Below are 19,855 nucleotides of genomic sequence, written 5' to 3'. Positions count from 1 at the left end.
ATCCAACGGCATCAGAAATTCCATTTCACACCGACCATTGCGGCGCTGTCGTTATAGCCTTTATCGCCAACCTGAACGCCAACGTTACCCCACAGATTCAGATGGGAAGTTACCTGACCTTCCACACCAACCTTAACTTCACCGATGTTTTTCGCACCATTCTGACGTACATTCACGCCATCCATCGTTGCACTAAAATCTCGGCTATTGTGGATCCAGTTAATCTCAGCAAAAGGCTGGAATTCTCGCGATTTGCCGTTATCCATCTGATGATGGCTGTTAATCCAGGTTTTCATGCCCAGACGCGTCTGTAAGTTACTGCTGCCGTTGCTGCTGACTCGCGTCCCGTTGCTTTCAAGATGATCGTCAGCGTCCACTCCCATCCACACAGCCTGCGCCTGAGGCTGTACATACCATTCGTTCAGTGTCCCTTTGCTACCATTGAACACACCCAGTTTCTGGGTGTAGCCCGTTTCCAGTGAGGCCGTTACTCCGCTGGATTTATACGATTCGCCCTGCAGGTCATCGCCCTTCACATGGTTATTGAACCAGTTGTACTGTACCCAACTGTCCAGATACGCGCCGTTGTGTGACTCATCATTGGCATACCATGTCGCATATACGCCGGCACTATAGCCATTCACCGATCCCTTAGCATCGTATCCGGTTCGTGAAGACCGGGTGTTGTTGTGTTCATTGCCATAGCCCGCCATCACGCCAAGATGCCAGCGATCAACCTCGTTCTGACTCCACTGAGCAATATCTCCCCCCAGCTGCAGCACATAGCGATTGCTCTGGGTTTTCAACTGCCCGCTGCCATCACGCCAGCTATTGTGTCCTCCGACATGGCGCATCCACATACTGGTAATTTTCTGCTCCCCGGTAAGTGCATCCGTGTACCGGATCTCACCCTGGCGATCGTGAAGTCGCGTGACGAACATATTGTTCGCTGCTGCCAGGTTTGCGGTGTAGCTACTACCTTCCGGACGCAGGTCCTTCTCGGTATCTGGATTGGGTTTCGGATCGGGATCCGGATTGGTTTTACCGCTGGTGAGGTACCAGTTGCCGCTGTTCTCATCCAGACCACGCCCCAGGGTATAATCGTAGGCACCCGCGACGATACGTCCCGCCTGGGTAAATTCACCGTTTGACTGTCCATCAACGTGAATCACCTCTATTCCGTCGACAGTCGCAGCCCCTTTGCCACCCGTATTCGTCACACTGACAGACGTTTTGCCGCTCGTATCGCCATTAATCACCAGCTTATCCGTAACGGAACTGTCGTCACCCAACGCCGTATTTAATGACAGATGGCCATCGTTACCGGTGTAGTTCCCCTTAACGACCAGTTGATTACCCGCCAGTTGACCATGAATACCAGTAACAAGGTCACCGCTGTTCGACAAATCACCACCTACAGTAAACAGCTGAGGGTTGTCGCTCACCACCGACCCGACCAGTAACATACCGTCGTTATCGATGTTGCCTGCTACTCCACCAGAGCCGGAGAGCACCGCCCCGTCATGAATAGTGACCTGCGTACTGGCAAGTACCACCGGAGAGTCTGCCTGTCCCAGTTCCAGTCTACCTTGTTCGATAACAGTCTGGCCGGTCCAGGCCGCGTTATCACCTACGGTAATGGTCCCGGCGCCTGTTTTGGTTACGCTTCCCTGACCGTAAATCTCGTTGTCGAGTTGCCATGTGCTCTCACTGTTAAGTACCAGTGAACCGACATTACTGACTTGCGCATCGCCCAGGTTTTCCGCCGTCGAAGCCGTAAGCCGGGAGTCCGCATCAATGGTGAACTGCCCGGAGAAATCACTGTTATTCCCTGCCAGCACCACATCGCTGCCGCTCAGTTCTACCAACCCAGCGTCACTGATATTGTTATATAGCGTGCCTACGGATTTGCTCAGAGACAGCGTGCCCGCTGCGACGATATTTCCCACCCCCAGCCCAAGGGTATTATTCATCAACACACTTGCATCTTCTGCGATGGTTGTTTTAGCCGTCAGCGCACTGTTTTCACCGGTTACCGTCAACGTGTCGCCGATAATCTTCAGCTCGCCGCTGCCAGCCAGCGTACCGTCAACAGAACCACCATGTTGCAGCGTCAGGCTTCCGCCGTTGATATTCAGCAACGAATCCGCCACAGCAGACAGTTGATCAATTGTCTGGCTGTGACCATTCATATCAAAACCGGTTTCTGCTGCCAGACGAAGTTCACTCGTTTGCCCAAGAACGTTGTCGTTTTGCATCAGCAAATTACCACCACGAACATCGGTGACCCCGGTGTAATCATTATCAGTATTAGACAACGAAACGGTCTGCCCTTTCTGACTGTCAATTGCCAGATCGCCATTACCCGTTACACGGGCACTGAGGTCTGCCGCATTTCCGCTATTACCATTCGCACCCAGGGCCAGCGCATTATCGCCAGACGCAAGAAGTTCCACCTGCGTCAGCCCGTAACTGATATACAACCCGTCATTATTCTCACCGCTGGTAAGACGGTAATCATAGGTCCCTTCAGCTACAACCTCGCCGTTCTGACTGATAGAGGATTCGACGGCATCACTGATAACCTTTCCGTTCTGGTCCGTCAGTATCAAATTTCCTGCGCTGCCGATAGTGTCCCCATCACTGGAAACGAGTTGAATCAGGCTGTTTCCATCATCCTGCTCCAGAAGAGTAATATGGGTATTCGGTGTGGGAGTATCGTTATTTATCATTCCCCCCGTGGTTACCTGTATCGTTCCCTTTCCTGAAACATCCAGATCTCCGGTGGTATGAACTGTTTCCGTGCTTTCTGTCTGACCTGGGATAACATCTCCGAACACCAGCTTCCCACCATCAAACGCAAGCTCGTCAATAACCTGTTGACCATTCCCAACACTGACCACACTTCCTTCACCTAAACTCAGCAACATATTTTTCAGCGCAGCGGTATTCGTACCTGCCAGAGAAAATAATGTGTCTTTAAGCGCCAGCGTGCCGTTGAAATTCTCAGTCACTTCGGAGGAGTTAAAATCAAATGTATTTCCCGCTGCATTAATCTGAAGTACGCCCTGCCCAGTAAGCGTGTTAATAAACTGCCAGTCGTGAGCTGCGTCAATCTCCAGTAAGCCTCCGGTCATGGTAATTTCATTTGTGCCGATATTTTGTTGTTCTGAAATAACCAGTGTGGCAGGAGAGGAAATATTAAAACGCCCCCGAAAAGCGGAGTTATCACCGGACAAGGTAGAAACCCCACTCTCAGCATTTACTGAACCTGTACCGCTTATATCCGCATCAAGGACAAAATCCGTGTTGGTATGATTAAGTGTTAATACACCATCACCAACACCAAAAATAATTTTCTTAGTATCAATAATGCCGGCAACCGCCGCATCAGCACCCGCTCTGGCACCTACTGCCAGTTCACCGCTGGACCCGGAATCTTGCGCGATAACAATCTCTGGAGCACTGAGTATGCCACTATCGGAAGCAACCGCCGTCCCCTTACCCTGAAGTCCAACAGTCATTTTATCATTCGATGATATTATTGAATCAGCACCCTTTACGCTCATCAGATTATCGTAGGCTTTCGTCTCATCCATATTGCCTACCGAGATTGTGGCTTCACTATGGGTATGTCCGCCATTTGACGTGGTGAGGCTTCCGGAGCCATATGTTCCGACATGAATACTGCCCACACTCCATAATTCACTGTCTGTACCATCAACACTCACAACACCTGACGTTTCTCCGGATGAAGATGCCCTGCCGCCGATCCATATACCACCGGATTGATGGCGAACTTTTCCGCCATCAGAAATATTCATAAACCCATTTCCGTCCCCGGCCCCCACCTGGAGAGCTGCAGCATTTGTAGAGGATATGGTGATGAGACTTCCCTGCCCGGAAACATTAAGAGTGCCAGTCCCTTTATGGTTTTGACCATCGATAGACCCGCCAATATCAAAGGGATAACTCATTGATTCTGCGCTAACTGTCAATTTCCCGCCATCAATGACATTTACTGTACCGGTAGAATCTTCCTGGCCAATATGGAAGTATTTAGTTAAAACGTCACCACCTTGAACAATATTCAGAGCACCGTCTGTTTCATACCCAACCCTGATGCGACTCGGGTTGTTTGAGGTCTCATCCCATACGGAATCAATTGTAACTTCCTGGTTATTATTGATATCATTAGCCATTGCACTTGTAGTACACAGCGCAGATATAACAGCAATAAACACTTTGCTTAATTGCATAAACACAGCCTTACATTAGAATAGATACAGCAACGGATAATGACCATCAGTTATATTGATCACTATTTTCGTCACATATGAATGATGATCTAACCATTAGTCTGGCTAGCAAACCTGGGCAAAAAAATACCTAAGCGATACCATTAATCAGGCATTTGATTATTATGATTAAATATATTTTAAGATTAATGCGTACACTGAAGTTTCTTTAGGCTCTATTTTTAAGATAATAGTAAAGACATTCCTCTTTCCTGAACCAGCAAAGTCAAATCCAGCCCGTCATTATTCAACGATAATTTTATCGTTTCTGAATTAATCGATCTTCACTTTTACTTTGATGTGAAAGATCAGTCTAAAACACCTTCAGACACACCTGGGTTGAATCAGGAAAAATATCTCAGAGCACAGGCATCTTATCGACACCCAAAATCAAATTCAACAATATTTGAAAACAATATTTTTGTTGAATTTAAGGGTCGCAAGATTTACCATTTAGAAACAATGACATAGAAAAAAACAACGCAATTAAAAATAGGATTTATCTGCTTAAAAACGCTATAAACCAATTATCACCTGGAAAATAATCATACAAGAAAATTATTCACTTGCTTACTTTTACACCAACACGTTGCTTGTTTCCTGTGATCTGTAAACAAGATTTTACGACAAAAACAAACATTTGTTGAAAAATACAATTTCGTTTAATTCAGGGCGGAGCTGTGGTAACGTTATGGCATATCCCCCCCCGATGAGTAAGACTAAAGTATGAGTATTAAGCGCTATGCCACCAGTAAGCCCTTCCCTTTTTCCGATGCAGTTCAAGGGAATGGCATGGTATTTCTTTCAGGTCAGGTATCTATGACAGAGGAGGGTGAACCCGTGTATGGCTCTGTGACTGAACAAACGCAGAGGATCATGCATACCATTGTTGAAACGCTGAAACGTACAGGTATTTCGCAAGATAATGTCGTCAAAGTACAGGTATGGTTAAGTGATATGAAATATTTTGCTGAGTTTAACGCAGCATATTGCACGTGGTTCCCAAATGGTTACCCTGCAAGGACAGTAACAACCAGCCGCCTTGCCTTTGAATTGGATGTTGAGATAGAGGTACAGGCAGTCGCCTCGTAAAGAGACCATAATGAAAAACGAACGTGATCACTTAATAACTGTGCTGAGCGCTTCACTGGAAGCTCTGCGTACAACTCTCCCCTCAAATACTGAAGCCGTGTTACACGATCTTACACAGCCGGAAAAATCAGTTATCAGTATTGTCAACGGGCATATAAGTGGTCGGAAAATTGGAGATGCGCTGCTATCGGGACCGGATGATGACGCCGGCTTTTTAGGGCTACTCGATGCTTCACAGCCCGTCCCTACCCGTGTATTCAGTGGATATACAACAACAACGGTCGCAGGAACAAAGCTGAATAGTGCATCAACAATTTACTACAGCAAATCAGGTAGTCCTCTGGTGGCCTTCTGTATAAATGTTGATATTGAGGCCGTGGTACGGTTAAAGCGTGAGCTTGATTATCTTCTGCCAACACCTGTCGAGACAGAAAGCGCTGACAGTATCCCCAGAGATATTCAAGATAAGTCACTGGACGAAGTTCTTGCTCAATATCGACCAACAGGCTCAGAAAGCAAAACAGACTTTAGAAAGCGGGTCGTATCTGAAATACATGCAATGGGATTTTTTAAAATTAAAGGCAGCGTTAACCATGTAGCAAGAGCATTAGGCGTAACGCGATATACAATCTATAACTATCTGGACAAAATCAATGATAAATAATATCACAACCAGCCTCCCCTTTTACCAGGTGGATGCTTTTACGTCGCTCCCCTTTGGAGGCAATCCCGCTGCTGTATGCCCATTAACGGCATGGCTGGATGATGATATTTTGCAATCGATCGCTGCAGAAAATAATCTCTCAGAAACCGCGTTTTTCGTACCTGTTGAAGATGGATATCATCTCCGCTGGTTTACACCGGCGACAGAAGTTGATTTATGCGGTCACGCAACGCTGGCAACATCATGGGTAATGTTCAATAAACTAAATCATCCTGGCAAATCTATTCGTTTCCATACGCGCAGTGGCATTCTGACTGTGACTCAGCAAGGTCATGAATATTGCATGGACTTTCCGGCAAAGTCTGCCACAGAAGTTGAAGCGCCTGCAGGGTTACTTGAAGCACTCGGTATCACCACCGGTGTGATTAGCGTATGGCAATCAGACGATCTGATTGTCCTGGTGGACGATAAAGCAATCATTGATAAATTAGCGCCGGACTTCAATAAATTGGCTTTATTTGATACCCGTGGCGTCATTGTCACTGCCGGGGATGAAGAGTTTGATTTTGTCTCTCGCTGGTTTGGACCGCAAGTTGGCGTAAATGAAGATCCCGTTACCGGATCAGCACATACTTTTCTTGCCCCGTTTTGGGCATCACGGTTAGGCAAAACAGAATTGACGGCGCAACAAGGCGGTGCACGAAAGGGCACATTGCGTTGCGTTGTAGGCGATAATAAGCGTGTAGAATTATACGGCGCCGCCCGCTTGATGATTGAAGGGATGTTTCAGTTGTAATATTACAGCCCTGATTTGTAATGGTGAATATTTTCACCATTACTCATGCTCAGAAAATCATACTTTACCCCTCCAGTGATATTGATAACACAATCAATAAATATGGCAATATCATAAATGCGAGTTTATAAATGACAGCGAACACAAAACTATCCTCACCAGAAACTATGGCACTTGGCGGAATGACGCTAGCTCTTTTTCTGGGTGCCGGCAATATCATATTCCCACCGTTGGTTGGTCTGCAAGCCGGTACAAACACGTTTAACGCTGGTTTTGGTTTTATTATTACAGCTGTGTTATTTCCTGCATTAGCAATAATTTCACTTGCGATTAATGAAGGTAGTATCAATGAACTCACCAGGCCATTAGGAAAATGGGTCAGTTTTATATTCATCGGTATTTGTTTTTTAACTCTTGGTATGTTATTTGGTACTCCACGCACAGCTACCATTAGTTATGAAGTAATAACTAATGGAGCAGCAGACATATGGTGGAAAAAACTTATTTTTTCTGCTGTTTTTTTCGGACTGGCAGGCGCAATTTTAGCAAAGCCAGGTAAGATGCTTGAAGTCGTCGGCTTTGTCCTGTCACCGGTAAAAATTAGTGTGCTGATTTTCATTGGCGTATGCGCATGGTTTCATCCCATAGGCGAGATCACTACGGCGACAACTATATATGAAACACAAGCTTTCAGAGCAGGGTTTGTAAATGGTTACCAAACATTAGACGTGATCAGCGCACTATGTTTTGGGGCTATTATCTCACACACGCTTAAGCAACGTGGGGTTACACATACTAAAGGCATTTTCCGATATTCTGCTTCATCAGCATTTATTGCTGCCACCGGACTAACTCTGATTTACATTTGCTACATATCGATGGGCGCACACACTCCAGAGATTGGTGCGACAAACGGTATGCAAATCATGAGTGCATATGTAGAGACTGTTTTTGGAACATATGGCAGAGAATTGCTGGCAGCCATTATTACTCTGGCCTGCCTTGTCACCGCAATAGGACTCACGAGCGGTACAGCACAATTTTTCAAGCAGAACACAGGTATTTCTTACGGCGTATTTGTGACTCTGTCTCTTATATTCTCAGCAGCCATTGCTATTCTGGGCTTGAATTCGCTGACAACACTGGCGATACCGGTTCTTTGCTCTATCTATCCGGCTGTTCTGGTTGTAGTAATATTAGGCATATTTCGTAGATGGTTTGATATTCCGGATAATTTATACAGAGTCTTTTTTTATAGTGCGCTGGGAGTCGGCATTCTCAGTCTGTTTGTGAAAGGATAAATTAGTCCCTAATGGCAACCTCTCTCCGATTATACGATGAGGGTTTTGTGTAATCTTAAGCCTGCGCTATCTCCTGATTTCTGTGAAACGCCAGAGAGATGGCGCCGCCTCCGTCTTTTCAGGAAAAATTATTAAAAGTGATACTTCACGCCTGACGCTATTGCCCGTCTGGGCAACATAGCTGTTACTCTGAACAACCGTCACATCTGTAAACAGGGACCCGTCGATGGGTATCGGTCAGATTGTCGAAAACCTCAGTCTCTGATGTTGAAATCGCCATACCAGCCTTCCGAAGCCTTAGCACATCGGCAGCAATCCTCTGGATCCCAAACCAAAAAAGTCCCTCCAGCGCAGTAACCGGCAACCCTGCCTCAAGTGCCATTCTCAGTCGTTCGCGCGGAGACTTCACTGTTTTTGCTATTTGCTGGTAAGGTGCGGCCGTGATCCCGGATACATCCACCCGCCGAATGCGATTGGACAGATGATAGTGAAACTCATCTGGTATCCCGCTCAAATCCGCCTTCAGACTCCAGACACAACCAAAACGTTTCCCGTTGAAAACCACATTCTTTTGGTTGAGTTGCCATTCATCACGCACACTGGCTATTAGCTGTGGAGTGCGTACCAGCAACAACCGAAAAGGTAGCTCAAAGCTGGTCACATAATCCACGTTAAGCAACGCAATACGCAGGCGCTCCTCTGCCCCTGCTTTTTTATCCTGACATTCAGCAATAACATCCGCCCACTGACGGGTTAACCTGGGGGACTCCCCTCTTTCCGTTAAACAGTACTTTTCAATCTGGTAGTCAATGGATGAGGACACTCCGATTCCCTTCAGTATGCAGTTAAGTATTGAGTTGCTTATTTTACCAGCAGCCAGATGTAACGGGAAGCATACTATTAAACGGAAACCTGCCGTTTCAGCGATAAATATTTCACTACGAAACGCTGCGTAACGTCTCAAGGGCATGAGCTTATATCAGAAGCAAAACGACAGAAATTTAGTATTGATATAGTAAGGCGCATCCGGATATTCCTGAGTGAATATCCGGTATTTGGGCTGAGGAACAACCTTATTAAAGTGCAACACTTCGACTGAAGTCACAAAATGAATGACATGCTGGTAAAGCTCTACCTGGAATGCTGGCTAAGTGATAACTTGTGTAGCTGCGAGTTTGCCCAATGCATACCAGGACAATACCCAGCAAACCAGTTATGAATGGCATACTGAACAAATAAAGTTTTAGCTGAAAGAGATATAAATCGATTGGGTTGAGGCGGTGTTTTGGCGGAGAGAGGGGGATTTGAACCCCCGGTAGAGTTGCCCCTACTCCGGTTTTCGAGACCGATTTCATTGGTAATATTTTCAATAACTTAACTTTTCACGCTGGTATATCCACAATATTTCCACTTCATAAAATTCAACTAGTTACTCGTTTCTCCATACTTAATATACCAACACTTTCTGAGCTAAACCTAAGCTTCATTCTTACGGAAAGGAGGTGAAATTATGCGCAAAATTTTACTATTCAATAACATGTGAAAACTATCTATACCTGTTTTTGCACTTAATGGTCTGGTCAGGTTAAGTGTGATACTTACAGTATGTCCTATTGTCCCTATTTTGATAATATTGACCATTAATAGATCAGGGTTTAATTGTGCTCATCGATAGCAATGTCTAGTTGCATGTGAAGAGCATCCTCTCAAGGAAGGTTATGAATGAATATGGGTTATCTTTCAATCGCTGCATTAACTGTTGCAGTATTATTAGTTGTCATCGTTTTTGTCCTTTTGACAAAATTACGCGCAGTGAAGGCCTCAGATGCCAGTAAAACAGCACAACTTGAGCGTTATTCCGTCATTTCTGATGCAGAAACGGAAGCAACTCGGGTAACGCTAGAGGCGGAACAACAAGCTCGAGAAATCATCGACGGTGCAAAAAGCACTGCTGCCTCTCTGGAGGAGGAAGCAACTACATTGTTGAGTAATGCACAGTCAACGACCCTATCATTACAGGAGAGAATTACTTCATTACGTGCCTCATATGCCGAGAAAAAAAGCATTTATGACGAACTCGAAAAAGCGATAGCCCTTTATCGTGAAGATGTAGATTTTGCAGAGATGGGTATGTTCGACCCACATTTCGATTTCGACACTTCCGAAGAGTTTAAGGAGGCGATCAAAGATAACAGAAATGAGCAAAAATCCTTATTACGCCTCAAAAACAAAGCCGGAGCTATCTGGTGTGGAACTGACTGGACGGTCCATAATTCCCGTGCCGAAGGGAAAAAAATGACTACCCGAGCTATCAATCTAACAGCGAGGGCGTTCAATGGTGAGTGTGATGCAGCAATTGCCAACTGTACATTCAAGAACTGGTCAGTCATGCATGACAGGATCCAGGCAGCTTTCGATAAAATCAATGCACTCAACGAAGTGAATGATGTGCATATCAGTAAAGAATATCTCTGACTGAAGTTAAAAGAGCTCGATCTCGTACATGCCTACAAAATGAAAAAACAGTCAGAAAAAGAAGAACAGCGGGAAATACGTGCTCAAATGGCAGAAGAACGCAAAGCTCAGCAGGAAATTGAGCGGGCGATTCGAGAGGCAGAAGCGGAAGAGCTTCGTGCACAAAAAGCACTGGATAAAGCCCGTAAGGAAATGGAGTCAAAATTGGCGCAACTGACTACCGAACAGGCAGAAAAATATCAGTCAAAAATTGATGAGTTACGTGACGCCTTAACCGAAGCAGAATTGAAGGGCCAAAAAGCTTTGAGCATGGCACAGCAAACCAAACGTGGGCATGTCTATGTCATTTCCAATGTAGGGTCTTTCGGCGAAGATGTTTTCAAAATCGGTATGACGCGCCGTCTTGACCCTCAGGACCGGGTGGATGAACTAGGAAGTGCCTCAGTACCTTTTCTCTTTGATGTTCACGCCATGATCCATAGTGAAGATGCTCCAGCGCTAGAAAATGCGCTTCATCAACACTTTGATGCCAAACGAACGAACCTCGTTAATAGGCGTAAAGAGTTTTTTAACGTCAGTCTGAAAGAGATCAAGAGTGCTGTTTATGAACTTGCAGGTAATGACGTCGATTTTATCGAAACAGTTGTAGCACAACATTATTACGAGACATTGGCATTACGTAAGAAAAAAAGTGGAGTGGCAGAAGTGCAAGCCCAGCATACTGCCGTCCAACCACGTTTTGCTGAGTCAATTTAAGCATAGCCTACTACGTAATACGCTCGTAAAACTACATACTTCCGTTTCTGGCAAATAGCAGCCCTCAAGATGGTATTACGGCGTCATGGGATGTCGGGGGTCGGAGGTTCAAATCCTCTCGTGCCGACCAAAAACTCCTTTAAGAACCAGCCTTTACGGCTGGTTTTTTTATGCCTGTTTTCTGTACGGGGAAACTCCGGGGAATTATTGGGGTGAAACTATCGACAGATCACCAGCCGGCTACGTTCTATCGGATTGTAATATCCTCTTGAATAGCAAGCACGATAATTGCCAGGAACCTTTTCCCTATACAGTTGTCTGACAATAGAATTCATCTGACATTAAGAAGCCCTATGATTACTAGTCTCTCATTGGTATTTGCCGTGATTACCACTCTGTGCATCATGTTGTTCGCTACGGTAAAAGTAGGGATTGGTTTGTCTAACAATCCAGACAGAAATGATAATTAACCTCAACCACGTAACACCACTTCATACTTCACTTAACAGTGATGTGCTCACATCACCGGGCAATCATCAAACTCTGCATTCCTGGCGTCATTGATGATGTTTCAGATTAAACACCTTGAACGGTCATATCGCTTAAGTTGTATTAATTCAGACCTGATCTGGCACTCTTACGGCACAGAGCGAAACCTAATCTGACAGTCCGCTGTATACTGTGAGTTCAACCGATGGATGCAGCACCGTCAGTATCGCTGTAAATAAAAACATGTTTTAAAAAACAGTATTGACCTCAAATCTAAAATGAGTAAATTACTACAAAGCAGCACAATGAAAGTGGTTGGTAAGTTAGTGAAAAGTAAGAAGTACTGGAGAAGCCATTTTGCTTTACAGGCCATGAAGTTTGTTGTTTGGGATGTAGTTTGCTTTCAGGCCTTGTAGTATTTGTGCTGGTTCGCAAAATGGTAGTGTTAGCGCGACGATGTAAGGCCTTGTTTTTTTTGAGTTTATGTTGGCGGTTTTGTTTGTTTTTTAATCCTGCTGGCAAAGGGCAACGCATCAAAGAGTATATGTCGCGATGGGGGATGTGCTTGTTTGAGTTGCCACGCTTAGATTTTAAAAGCGCAGGCAGTTGTATAACGAGATAAATAGAGGGAGGTCTTTTAGTATTAATGCCCTATATTATCTGTAGTTAACGGGTACATTTTAAAGCAGTATAAATAGCAGTATCACTTTACTAAGTCCATTAATGTTAAATCTGAAGTTTGTAGTACCTTAAAAGCCCTGGCTGCAATGGTCAGGGCTTTTAAGATTACCTCCTTTCAATTGTAAATTTCCAGACAAATCATTGACAAAACTAACCTTGATTATTGCCCCGTAATAGTCCATCATGCCTTATCGGTTTGGCATACAGACCTTATGAAAGCAGTTTTAGTAAAGCAGTCCTCATTTCAAGCGTTATCCTTAGATACTCTTCTGCGTGAGCCTCCTCCTAAGTGCCCAATAAGTCCTCATCTGCAAGCAGGCCATGTTCGCCACAACATGTGGCTCAAGAAAATTAAAGGAAGTATCTATGTCGAATAAAATGACTGGTTTAGTAAAATGGTTTAACTCTGACAAAGGTTTCGGCTTCATTACGCCAGCTGACGGCAGCAAAGATGTTTTTGTTCATTTCTCTGCCATTCAGAGCAATGATTATAAAACGCTCGAGGAAGGCCAGAAGGTTGAGTTCTCGATTGAGAATGGTGCCAAAGGTCCGGCTGCCGGAAACGTAGTCGCGCTTTAATTGCCGATAACGACACAGACGCTTACGACAGCGATGACGGCACTGACCTGAGCAGATAAGTGAACGTGATAAAAAACCCGCCCTGAGCGGGTTTTTGTTTTTCATGAATGGCATGTAGCAAGGGTGACTGCCATTTTACTGCAGTTGCTGGAGTGAAAAAATGAAACCAAATAGTGCAAACCCAATGATGGTGACAAAAAGAAAGCCAATTAGTAATTTCCAGCCCAACACCTGTCCTCCATAAGTTTGTTTAACAAGACGGAGAGATAATAATATTCATGATTCATAAGTCAACCGGTGCAGGTGTCTTTGACAATCGCTTCACCAAAAAAATAATTTTGTGAAACAACCCTGAAAGACATCTATGGGTGTACTATGGGTTAGAAAAGATGTTAACAATGAGGAAATAATATGCACTTTCAGAAAGTCATATCATCAAGAATCAAATCCATAAGTTATTATTCATCAGAAAAAGTGCTGGAGGTGGCTTTTGTAGATTCAGTAGCCTATCAATTCATTAAAGTGTCTGAAAAAACTCATAATGACTTTCTAACGGCAAAATCCAAAGGCCGTTTTTATGATGGTGTAATTAAAGGTAAATACCTTTGCCGAAAAAAAGGTTGAGTCTTTAAAAATAAAGTCTAACAAAAGCAAAAGCCCCACCGGGAGGCCAGACTGGTAAGTTTAGAGACGACTTAACCCCCAAGCTTTAACGGCGCACTACGCGATAAAGTTAAGCGTTAAATAGCGAAAAACTGCCACCAGAAGGACCTTTCTGTCAATTTTCAATTATAAGTTCTATTTTCTGGCCTTCGCTCAAAGTTTTAAAGCTACCACTATGAATGGCAGCAAAGTGCCAGGAGCGAACGTTGCTAACAACAGTCTGAGTTGATAAACAGAGAGTAAGTCAGTATTTCTGCTCATCACTTTCGCAGACTAAACCGTATAAAATCATGAGGAAATAAAGGCTTAATCATTATTTTATCGTTAAAAATAAATAGATTAGGTGGTATGGCGATAATATCGTAGATATTATCGACAATAAGTTGTAGATGGGTTCTGAACACGGGCACATCGGCATCATCCGCTATGACAAATACAGTTTTATTGCCTAAGTCTCTCCTGTTAAACATCTCATGAGTGAGTTCATAATCGCTGAAATCCATTTCTGACCATATGAGATTACCGCTATGCCATGGATATTGATGAAAAATATCCATTACCATGCTCAAATCATCCCCTTCCACAACATCAAAATCTGCCTTGAGCAACGCCTTACATTCCTCAAACAATGTCATGTCCACTCTCTTTGTGGCTGTTTATTTATATAATAACCACCCAGGAGGATTGTCCAAAGGAATTATGAACTTCCGCTTTTCGCTGCCGCCCGTTCTTGTGGCACCTTATCAACTGGCCTTTATATCCGGGAGAGGAGGCCATTCCGGCTTTGAGGTATCAACTCGATTAAGCAAGACACGGCATTTTTTCCACGCCAGTAAAAGTGCCGCTTCCGCTTCAGTTGCAATATCCAGATCAACTGCATCCTGTAAAGGTGCGATTTTTAAAGCAGCCAGAGCAAGAAGGCTTTCTTTTTGCTGTGTCGCCTGCGTAATCTGTGCCATTTTTTCAGCTTCAGTGTCATGAACCCATTTTTTTCCGTCCCATTTCACAAAATGGCCTTCGGGCGCAACAGAAACCACATCGTCAGGTAACTTACCTAACTGGTTAATTGTGACGGCTTCCCCTGTATGAATGTCGTAGACCGTTTTCCCTCGATGGTCTTCAACAAGTGACCATTTTTCTGACTCAAAATTAAATACAGCGACAAAACCATCTTTCGCCAGAGGCGGCTCAATATCGGTACTGTATGCGGGTAACCCTGTATTAGCAGGGATAAATCCATCACCCTGACCGATAAATTCATTCGTTGCTGATGAAAGGTTATAGATTGTAATTACCCGGTTGGAATCAGTCATTTTAAAAGCCATTATGCAAGCCTCACTAAGTAGTTAAATGCGGTATTTTTTACGGTGTTTTCTGCATGACCAGACGGCGAAACAGTTACGCCGTGGCTGTGCGCACCAATGTAGACAGAGTGAGCATGTGCTCCGATACCAACAATGTGGTCGTGCGCACCAATACCAACAGAATGAGCATGCGCCCCACCCACATAAGTTCCCTGAGTTCCCACCCCGCCAGCCCACTGACCACCGGCACCAACTTTCGCTGCCTGCTGGGAAGTGTTGAGATAATAAACATCTAACGAGTGGGCGTGTTCGCCTCCGCTGCTTGTTGATTTCGTGCCATAGTCAAAAGCCGAAACAGATTTATTACCGTAATCAAACCCGGTAGTGTCACGGTTTCCGAGGTCGGTAGCTGCGACCGTTGCGCCGTGGTCGTGTGACTTAATACCATCCAGCTCCTGAGACAAGACAGCACGACCATCAGGTTTGCCCTTAATCATCTGGCCACGCATATCAGGAATAACACCCGTTGGATATGCCACAGCAAGTAATGGGTAGGCAGATTTATTAAACGCCTGACCCTGCATAAGCGCATGGTTAGCAGGCGGTATATCCGAAGGCCATGGTATGGGTGCGCCTATGGGGTAATACTCATAAGGAGGATTTGCCGTGTTAAAATCCCTGTGCCAGCCAGGCAAGTAACCATCGCCATGATTGATGTAGGTAAACTGAGCGGAAGGCGTTCCATTTCCTGCGGTGATGGTTGGCGTAGTAATACGAATAGTCATCGCACCACGTACTCCCATAACCTCCACTACCGAGCCAGCAAGACTGATATTCCCGCATCCCGTATCCGTAATAACCCTGTTATCACCGTAGGACCATGAACCTTTGCATACCCAATAGGGATGATTAAATGCCCCCTGATTTTCAAGCCAGACGATAAAGTCCGCTGTTTTCCAGTTACCGCCTCCACCAATACTGACCGAGCCACTGAAAGCTCGCCCGGCACCGATATTACGTACAAACGAATCCGGTTGCGGTACATCAGCGCCGTTCTGTTTTTTTTGCAGCGAACCGGCTGCTCGATTTATCGTTTCTACCAGGCCAAGGTTTTGTAGAAATAATGCGACATTCGGTATATCCGCGCCGTTCCGGTCTTTAGCCAGTCGCGCATTCGCATTATCCATTACGATCTTAACTGCCACAGGGGTGGCAGCCTGCGTTTCACTGGTGCTGTTCACAGCGCTGTTAAGTTGAACCAGCCCTCTTTGTTGTGTCGTGCCATCGAGGACACCAATCGACTCACGCGATGTTTTTTGTGCTTCCGCACCGCGCGCTTTTATCTCTTTCAGGTACTGGTCAATACGCAGAAATAACCCGTCGCCGGTTGCAACATTCAGCGTGATATTTGAGGTATCTGATACCGCCAGGCGAAACTGCATATTAACGCTGACACCGCCCACCGGCTTATCGATCGATGGGCAGTTTGCCACCGCGTAAAGCTCTCCGGCGTCAGTCATTAAACCAACTTCGCGAACGGTGAATCCACCAACCCCGGTCGGCAGAACGATTTTCGCCATTAACTGCGTGGACTGTTCCGGGGACACCACCAGCTCAGCGATATCTCCCCGGTACGTTTCATTGATCAACCGGATTTGCGATGGATCGGGTTTGACCTGCTTGCCATTACTGTCACCCACCACAAAGTGAGTCAGTACAATAAGGCGACCACTGGCAAGCGCCTCCGCCTCCAGTTCTTTACCCCGGTTAGTGATAATTGAGTAGTAATCAGCCATGAGATTCCCCGGCAAAGATGTCCACATCGATATGCGCTGTTGTCGCACCCGAAATATAAAAAGCCCCGGCCATACCCACATTCACCATCACATCAATTTTGCTCAGATAGCTGCGCAGGTTCTTGGCCCGATCGGTTAGCTGGCGGATCTGATGATAGAGAGCGTCGCTGACCCCCTCACTGCTCTGTACTTCGATCCGGAAGGTGTAAGGTTCAGCGCGCGGCGTGTCTTCCCACCACTCAACAACGGTCGTGGGCAGGTTCACAGACCCGAGAGAACGGCGTACCGCCCCGGCCGTTCCCCTGTGCTGATGAACATAAGCGGCATCTTTTATCACCTGTCGCTTCTGCGCTTCCGTCCAGCCGTCATCCCAGAAATCAACGGCATGCTCCCAGGCCAGCCAGGGGAGAAGATGCGCCGGACAGGTGTCAGGATTTTTGGACTTGCGCACCATATTGGTATCGAGGGTGGCGATCTGCTCAGCGCTGGCCTGCTCCTGCGCCCGCTCTTCATGAAATGCGCCAGGAGGTAGCAGAGATCGAAACTTAGCCGTCATTGCTGCTTACCTCCCTGCGGGTGACATTAATGGCGGTACACCAGGGGGCTTTACCCGGTTCCGCTTCCAGATCTGCCATCGGAGAAATCAGCCTTACCCGGACCACGCCGGATTGCTGCAGCGAGGCATAAATGGCGGACAGCGGGATAACGGTTTTAATCCGATGGGAAAGCGTGGTGTATGACCGTAAAACATCGATGGCATTATTCAGCACCGTACTGGCGTCCGGTCCTTCCGGAATTTCCAGCTCCGCCGTAACGGCATAGTTTGCAATCGTGGCACTTTTTACCGTCACATAGTCAGTTAACGGGCGGATTTCATCTGCATTCAGTGTGCTGTTAACCTTATCAAGCAGGGGCTGTCCCGCTGTCCCATCCCCGGTGCGTGACAGGACATAAACATCAACGTAGCCTGGTCGGTTATGAGTTTCCGGCCCATAGGCATCGGCATCCAGCACATCCGTATCGGCAGACTTCGCATGAAAGCGGTATGAGTTACGCGCGCCTGCTGTATTCAGTTGCGCCCATGAAAGCTGGATACGTTCGCGAAATGCCGCATCGTCTTCCAGTTCAGGCTCCACGGGCGGGATGGCAAGCGGATCGCCGGGCTTAATAACCTGACGTTTAACGTTGAATGCAGCACCTATCTGGTCAAGGTCTGCCTCTTTTGCACTCGCGAGAAATACCGCCCGCACGGCATCATTAACCCGCTGAAACGCAAGCGTCAGCTGGTAGGCATTCACCTCCCCCTGTTTAAACGTTGGATCGGATTCCACCAGCGCATCAAACTGCTTATCAAGTTCCCGCAGGCGCGCCAGCCACCGGGTGAAGATTTCAGTCGCATCCGGCACCACAATGGCATCCGGTACGTCCAGTTCGGACAGGTTGATCACGTCATAGCTGCTTGCCATAAATCGTTATGTCTCCCGTTCTGACAGGTAAATTGGTTTCCTTGTTGATCCCCTCGATATCCAGCACACAGCCGGACTCCCCTTCAGGAAAGGAAACAAGCACACGTCTTACCTTCAGCCGCGTTTCCCACCGGGCCAGTGCAGTCGCTGACGCGGCGATTATTTGTAGTCGGGTCAAATCATCCCGGGGGTTATCCACCAGCGAAAACAGATCACTGCCATAGTCCCGGACAAGAACCCGGCTCCCGATGGGCGTGGTCAGTATGTCGCTGACCGACTGGCGCAAATGGGCGACGCCGGACAGGCGTTTTCCGGTCCGGTTGTTTACACCGTTCATGATTAAATTCCGTTGCTGAGTCGCCGGATGGCGGGAGGGTTAACCGAAGTAGGACGGGCCTGTTTTGTCCTGCTTTTCTGATTTTTTCGAAGCCGCTGCGGGTTTACGAATATCCACGACAAGGTTGTAGGTGTAGCTGAATCCTGCTGACGTCAGAGAAAAGACCAGAGACTCAACCACCCATGCCCGATCCTCACGGGAGCCAAAACCGGAAGTCGACACACTTGCTTCTGCTGTCAGCGGAACATGTTTAGGGCGACATGGCCCCGTGAGCGTCATTTTCTGCTCGTTACGCTTCGCCTGTGTTTTCCTGGAGTTTGCCTGTTGCTCGGCGGTGTTTTTCTCCGACTGGGTATAGGGATTGGTCATCGCCGGACCATCATGTTCAACGGAGGAAGTCTTTGTCGTACCATCCTCCTCGTCGTAATAACGCACACCAATTTTCTCTTTGGCTTTTCCTCCGCTCCCCGTGGCTTTCCCCGTCGAACTCCCCCGCTCACCTTCACTGTAGGACCAGTTTGATACTTCATCCGGTGTGACGGTGATCCCGCCAGTCTGCTTCCCTGAAGCCGTTGCCGTGGCCCCTTGCTGTAAAAAAAGCCAGTAGCCTCCTGATGGTTTGCTCACTGCGTTGTAGTCACGTGCAAGCCTTGCGAGCAGGTTGGCATCGGATTCCGCCACCTGATCGATGTGATTGATATAAATATCTTTGAGCGCGTGGGCCACGCGGGGGATCAGCCCGTTATCGGTGGCCACTGTTTTGACAATATCGGCAAGGCGAAGGTTATCCCAGCTCCGGGTTTTCTGGCTTGTCACATCTCCGGGTTGTTTCTGGGCGTTCATCGGCGCGGCGGTCGCATAAAGCTCAATACGCCTTGGCGGGCCGCTGCTCGAGACACCACTGACAACAAACCAGCCTTTATCGATCAGCTGGTCATTGAATCCCAGAGCAACCCGAAGCCGGGCACCTTTAGTGGGTAGTGCCAGTGTTTCAGAGATGAGGCTGATTTTCAGTTCATCGGCTTTTGCTGTTGCCCCACCATAATCCGTCAGGGTCAGTTCACTCAGGCATTGTTGCAGCACCCGGGTTATATCTTTCCCTTCGGCCTGAATGCTGAAGGCCGGCGCATATTCCGGCATCGCTGTCTGATCTGCCAT

At 46.6% G+C, this 19,855-nt stretch carries 16 protein-coding genes, 1 tRNA gene and 1 pseudogene; 8 read left to right on the top strand and 10 right to left on the bottom strand.

What is annotated here, in order from left to right; translation table 11 throughout:
* Positions 1-11 precede the first annotated feature (11 nt).
* Positions 12-4,259 carry an autotransporter outer membrane beta-barrel domain-containing protein gene (locus SK36_RS07545; protein ID WP_082138866.1) on the bottom strand — a complete coding sequence of 1,416 codons (4,248 nt, stop codon included), beginning with the start codon at positions 4,257-4,259 and terminating at the stop codon, positions 12-14.
* A 765-nt stretch (positions 4,260-5,024) separates the two neighbouring features.
* On the opposite strand from SK36_RS07545, the gene SK36_RS07540 reads away from it, so the two are divergent.
* The 4 genes from SK36_RS07540 (at position 5,025) to brnQ (ending at position 8,151) form a co-directional block, all read left to right on the top strand.
* Complete coding sequence (locus tag SK36_RS07540) at positions 5,025-5,390, top strand: RidA family protein (protein ID WP_045444382.1); 366 nt, start codon at positions 5,025-5,027, stop codon at positions 5,388-5,390.
* A gap of 10 nt (positions 5,391-5,400) precedes the next feature.
* The gene (locus tag SK36_RS07535) at positions 5,401-6,054 is read left to right on the top strand and encodes a helix-turn-helix transcriptional regulator (protein WP_045444385.1); all 654 of its coding nucleotides are present in this window, start codon (positions 5,401-5,403) and stop codon (positions 6,052-6,054) included.
* Positions 6,044-6,850 carry a PhzF family phenazine biosynthesis protein gene (locus tag SK36_RS07530; protein ID WP_045444388.1) on the top strand — a complete coding sequence of 269 codons (807 nt, stop codon included), beginning with the start codon at positions 6,044-6,046 and terminating at the stop codon, positions 6,848-6,850. Before SK36_RS07535 ends, SK36_RS07530 begins: the two co-directional genes overlap by 11 nt.
* Before the next feature lie 131 nt (positions 6,851-6,981).
* Positions 6,982-8,151 carry a branched-chain amino acid transport system II carrier protein gene (gene brnQ, locus SK36_RS07525; RefSeq protein WP_048221211.1) on the top strand — a complete coding sequence of 390 codons (1,170 nt, stop codon included), beginning with the start codon at positions 6,982-6,984 and terminating at the stop codon, positions 8,149-8,151.
* A gap of 184 nt (positions 8,152-8,335) precedes the next feature.
* On the opposite strand, the gene SK36_RS07520 is transcribed toward brnQ, so the two are convergent.
* Together SK36_RS07520 and SK36_RS24630 are read right to left on the bottom strand one after the other, a co-directional pair.
* Positions 8,336-8,974: an ECs1377 family protein gene (locus SK36_RS07520; RefSeq protein ID WP_048222635.1), complete on the bottom strand. Its 639-nt coding sequence runs from the start codon at positions 8,972-8,974 to the stop codon at positions 8,336-8,338.
* 463 nt (positions 8,975-9,437) lie between these two features.
* Positions 9,438-9,560, bottom strand: a tRNA-OTHER gene (locus SK36_RS24630).
* Between the two features lie 313 nt (positions 9,561-9,873).
* Between SK36_RS24630 and SK36_RS07515 the strand changes: the two are divergent.
* The 4 genes and pseudogenes from SK36_RS07515 to SK36_RS07505 all read left to right on the top strand — a co-directional run bounded on the left by SK36_RS07515 (position 9,874) and on the right by SK36_RS07505 (position 13,755).
* Positions 9,874-11,382: pseudogene (locus tag SK36_RS07515) on the top strand (DUF4041 domain-containing protein).
* Positions 11,383-11,735: 353 nt separating this feature from the next.
* Positions 11,736-11,852, top strand: a complete 117-nt coding sequence (locus SK36_RS25210; RefSeq protein ID WP_404979421.1) for a YnaM/YnfT family protein — start codon at positions 11,736-11,738, stop codon at positions 11,850-11,852.
* A gap of 1,066 nt (positions 11,853-12,918) precedes the next feature.
* The gene (gene cspG, locus SK36_RS07510) at positions 12,919-13,131 is read left to right on the top strand and encodes a cold shock protein CspG (RefSeq protein ID WP_048221209.1); all 213 of its coding nucleotides are present in this window, start codon (positions 12,919-12,921) and stop codon (positions 13,129-13,131) included.
* A 411-nt stretch (positions 13,132-13,542) separates the two neighbouring features.
* Entirely contained in the window at positions 13,543-13,755 is a 213-nt protein-coding gene (locus tag SK36_RS07505; protein ID WP_048221207.1) for a KTSC domain-containing protein, read from the top strand.
* Positions 13,756-14,054: 299 nt separating this feature from the next.
* Here SK36_RS07505 and SK36_RS07500 read toward each other — a convergent pair whose 3' ends face one another.
* The 7 genes from SK36_RS07500 to SK36_RS07470 form a co-directional block, all read right to left on the bottom strand.
* A complete protein-coding gene (locus tag SK36_RS07500; RefSeq protein ID WP_048221205.1) occupies positions 14,055-14,429 on the bottom strand; it encodes a CDI toxin immunity protein in 375 nt (124 codons plus the stop codon).
* A gap of 108 nt (positions 14,430-14,537) precedes the next feature.
* Positions 14,538-15,119, bottom strand: a complete 582-nt coding sequence (locus SK36_RS07495) for a tail fiber assembly protein (protein ID WP_048221204.1) — start codon at positions 15,117-15,119, stop codon at positions 14,538-14,540.
* A complete protein-coding gene (locus SK36_RS07490) occupies positions 15,119-16,894 on the bottom strand; it encodes a phage tail-collar fiber domain-containing protein (RefSeq protein WP_048221203.1) in 1,776 nt (591 codons plus the stop codon). Before SK36_RS07490 ends, SK36_RS07495 begins: the two co-directional genes overlap by 1 nt.
* Complete coding sequence (locus SK36_RS07485; protein ID WP_048221202.1) at positions 16,887-17,450, bottom strand: phage tail protein I; 564 nt, start codon at positions 17,448-17,450, stop codon at positions 16,887-16,889. The genes SK36_RS07490 and SK36_RS07485 overlap by 8 nt, the downstream gene beginning before the upstream one ends.
* The gene (locus tag SK36_RS07480; protein WP_048221201.1) at positions 17,440-18,360 is read right to left on the bottom strand and encodes a baseplate assembly protein; all 921 of its coding nucleotides are present in this window, start codon (positions 18,358-18,360) and stop codon (positions 17,440-17,442) included. Before SK36_RS07480 ends, SK36_RS07485 begins: the two co-directional genes overlap by 11 nt.
* The gene (locus SK36_RS07475; protein WP_048221199.1) at positions 18,344-18,697 is read right to left on the bottom strand and encodes a GPW/gp25 family protein; all 354 of its coding nucleotides are present in this window, start codon (positions 18,695-18,697) and stop codon (positions 18,344-18,346) included. Before SK36_RS07475 ends, SK36_RS07480 begins: the two co-directional genes overlap by 17 nt.
* A gap of 39 nt (positions 18,698-18,736) precedes the next feature.
* Complete coding sequence (locus SK36_RS07470) at positions 18,737-19,855, bottom strand: contractile injection system protein, VgrG/Pvc8 family (RefSeq protein ID WP_048221198.1); 1,119 nt, start codon at positions 19,853-19,855, stop codon at positions 18,737-18,739.

Source organism: Citrobacter sp. MGH106 (assembly GCF_001037495.1).
GTDB classification, from domain to species: domain Bacteria; phylum Pseudomonadota; class Gammaproteobacteria; order Enterobacterales; family Enterobacteriaceae; genus Citrobacter; species Citrobacter murliniae.
The sequence above is the reverse complement of the archived record's forward strand: the minus strand, read 5'-3'. Positions and strand labels throughout refer to the sequence as shown.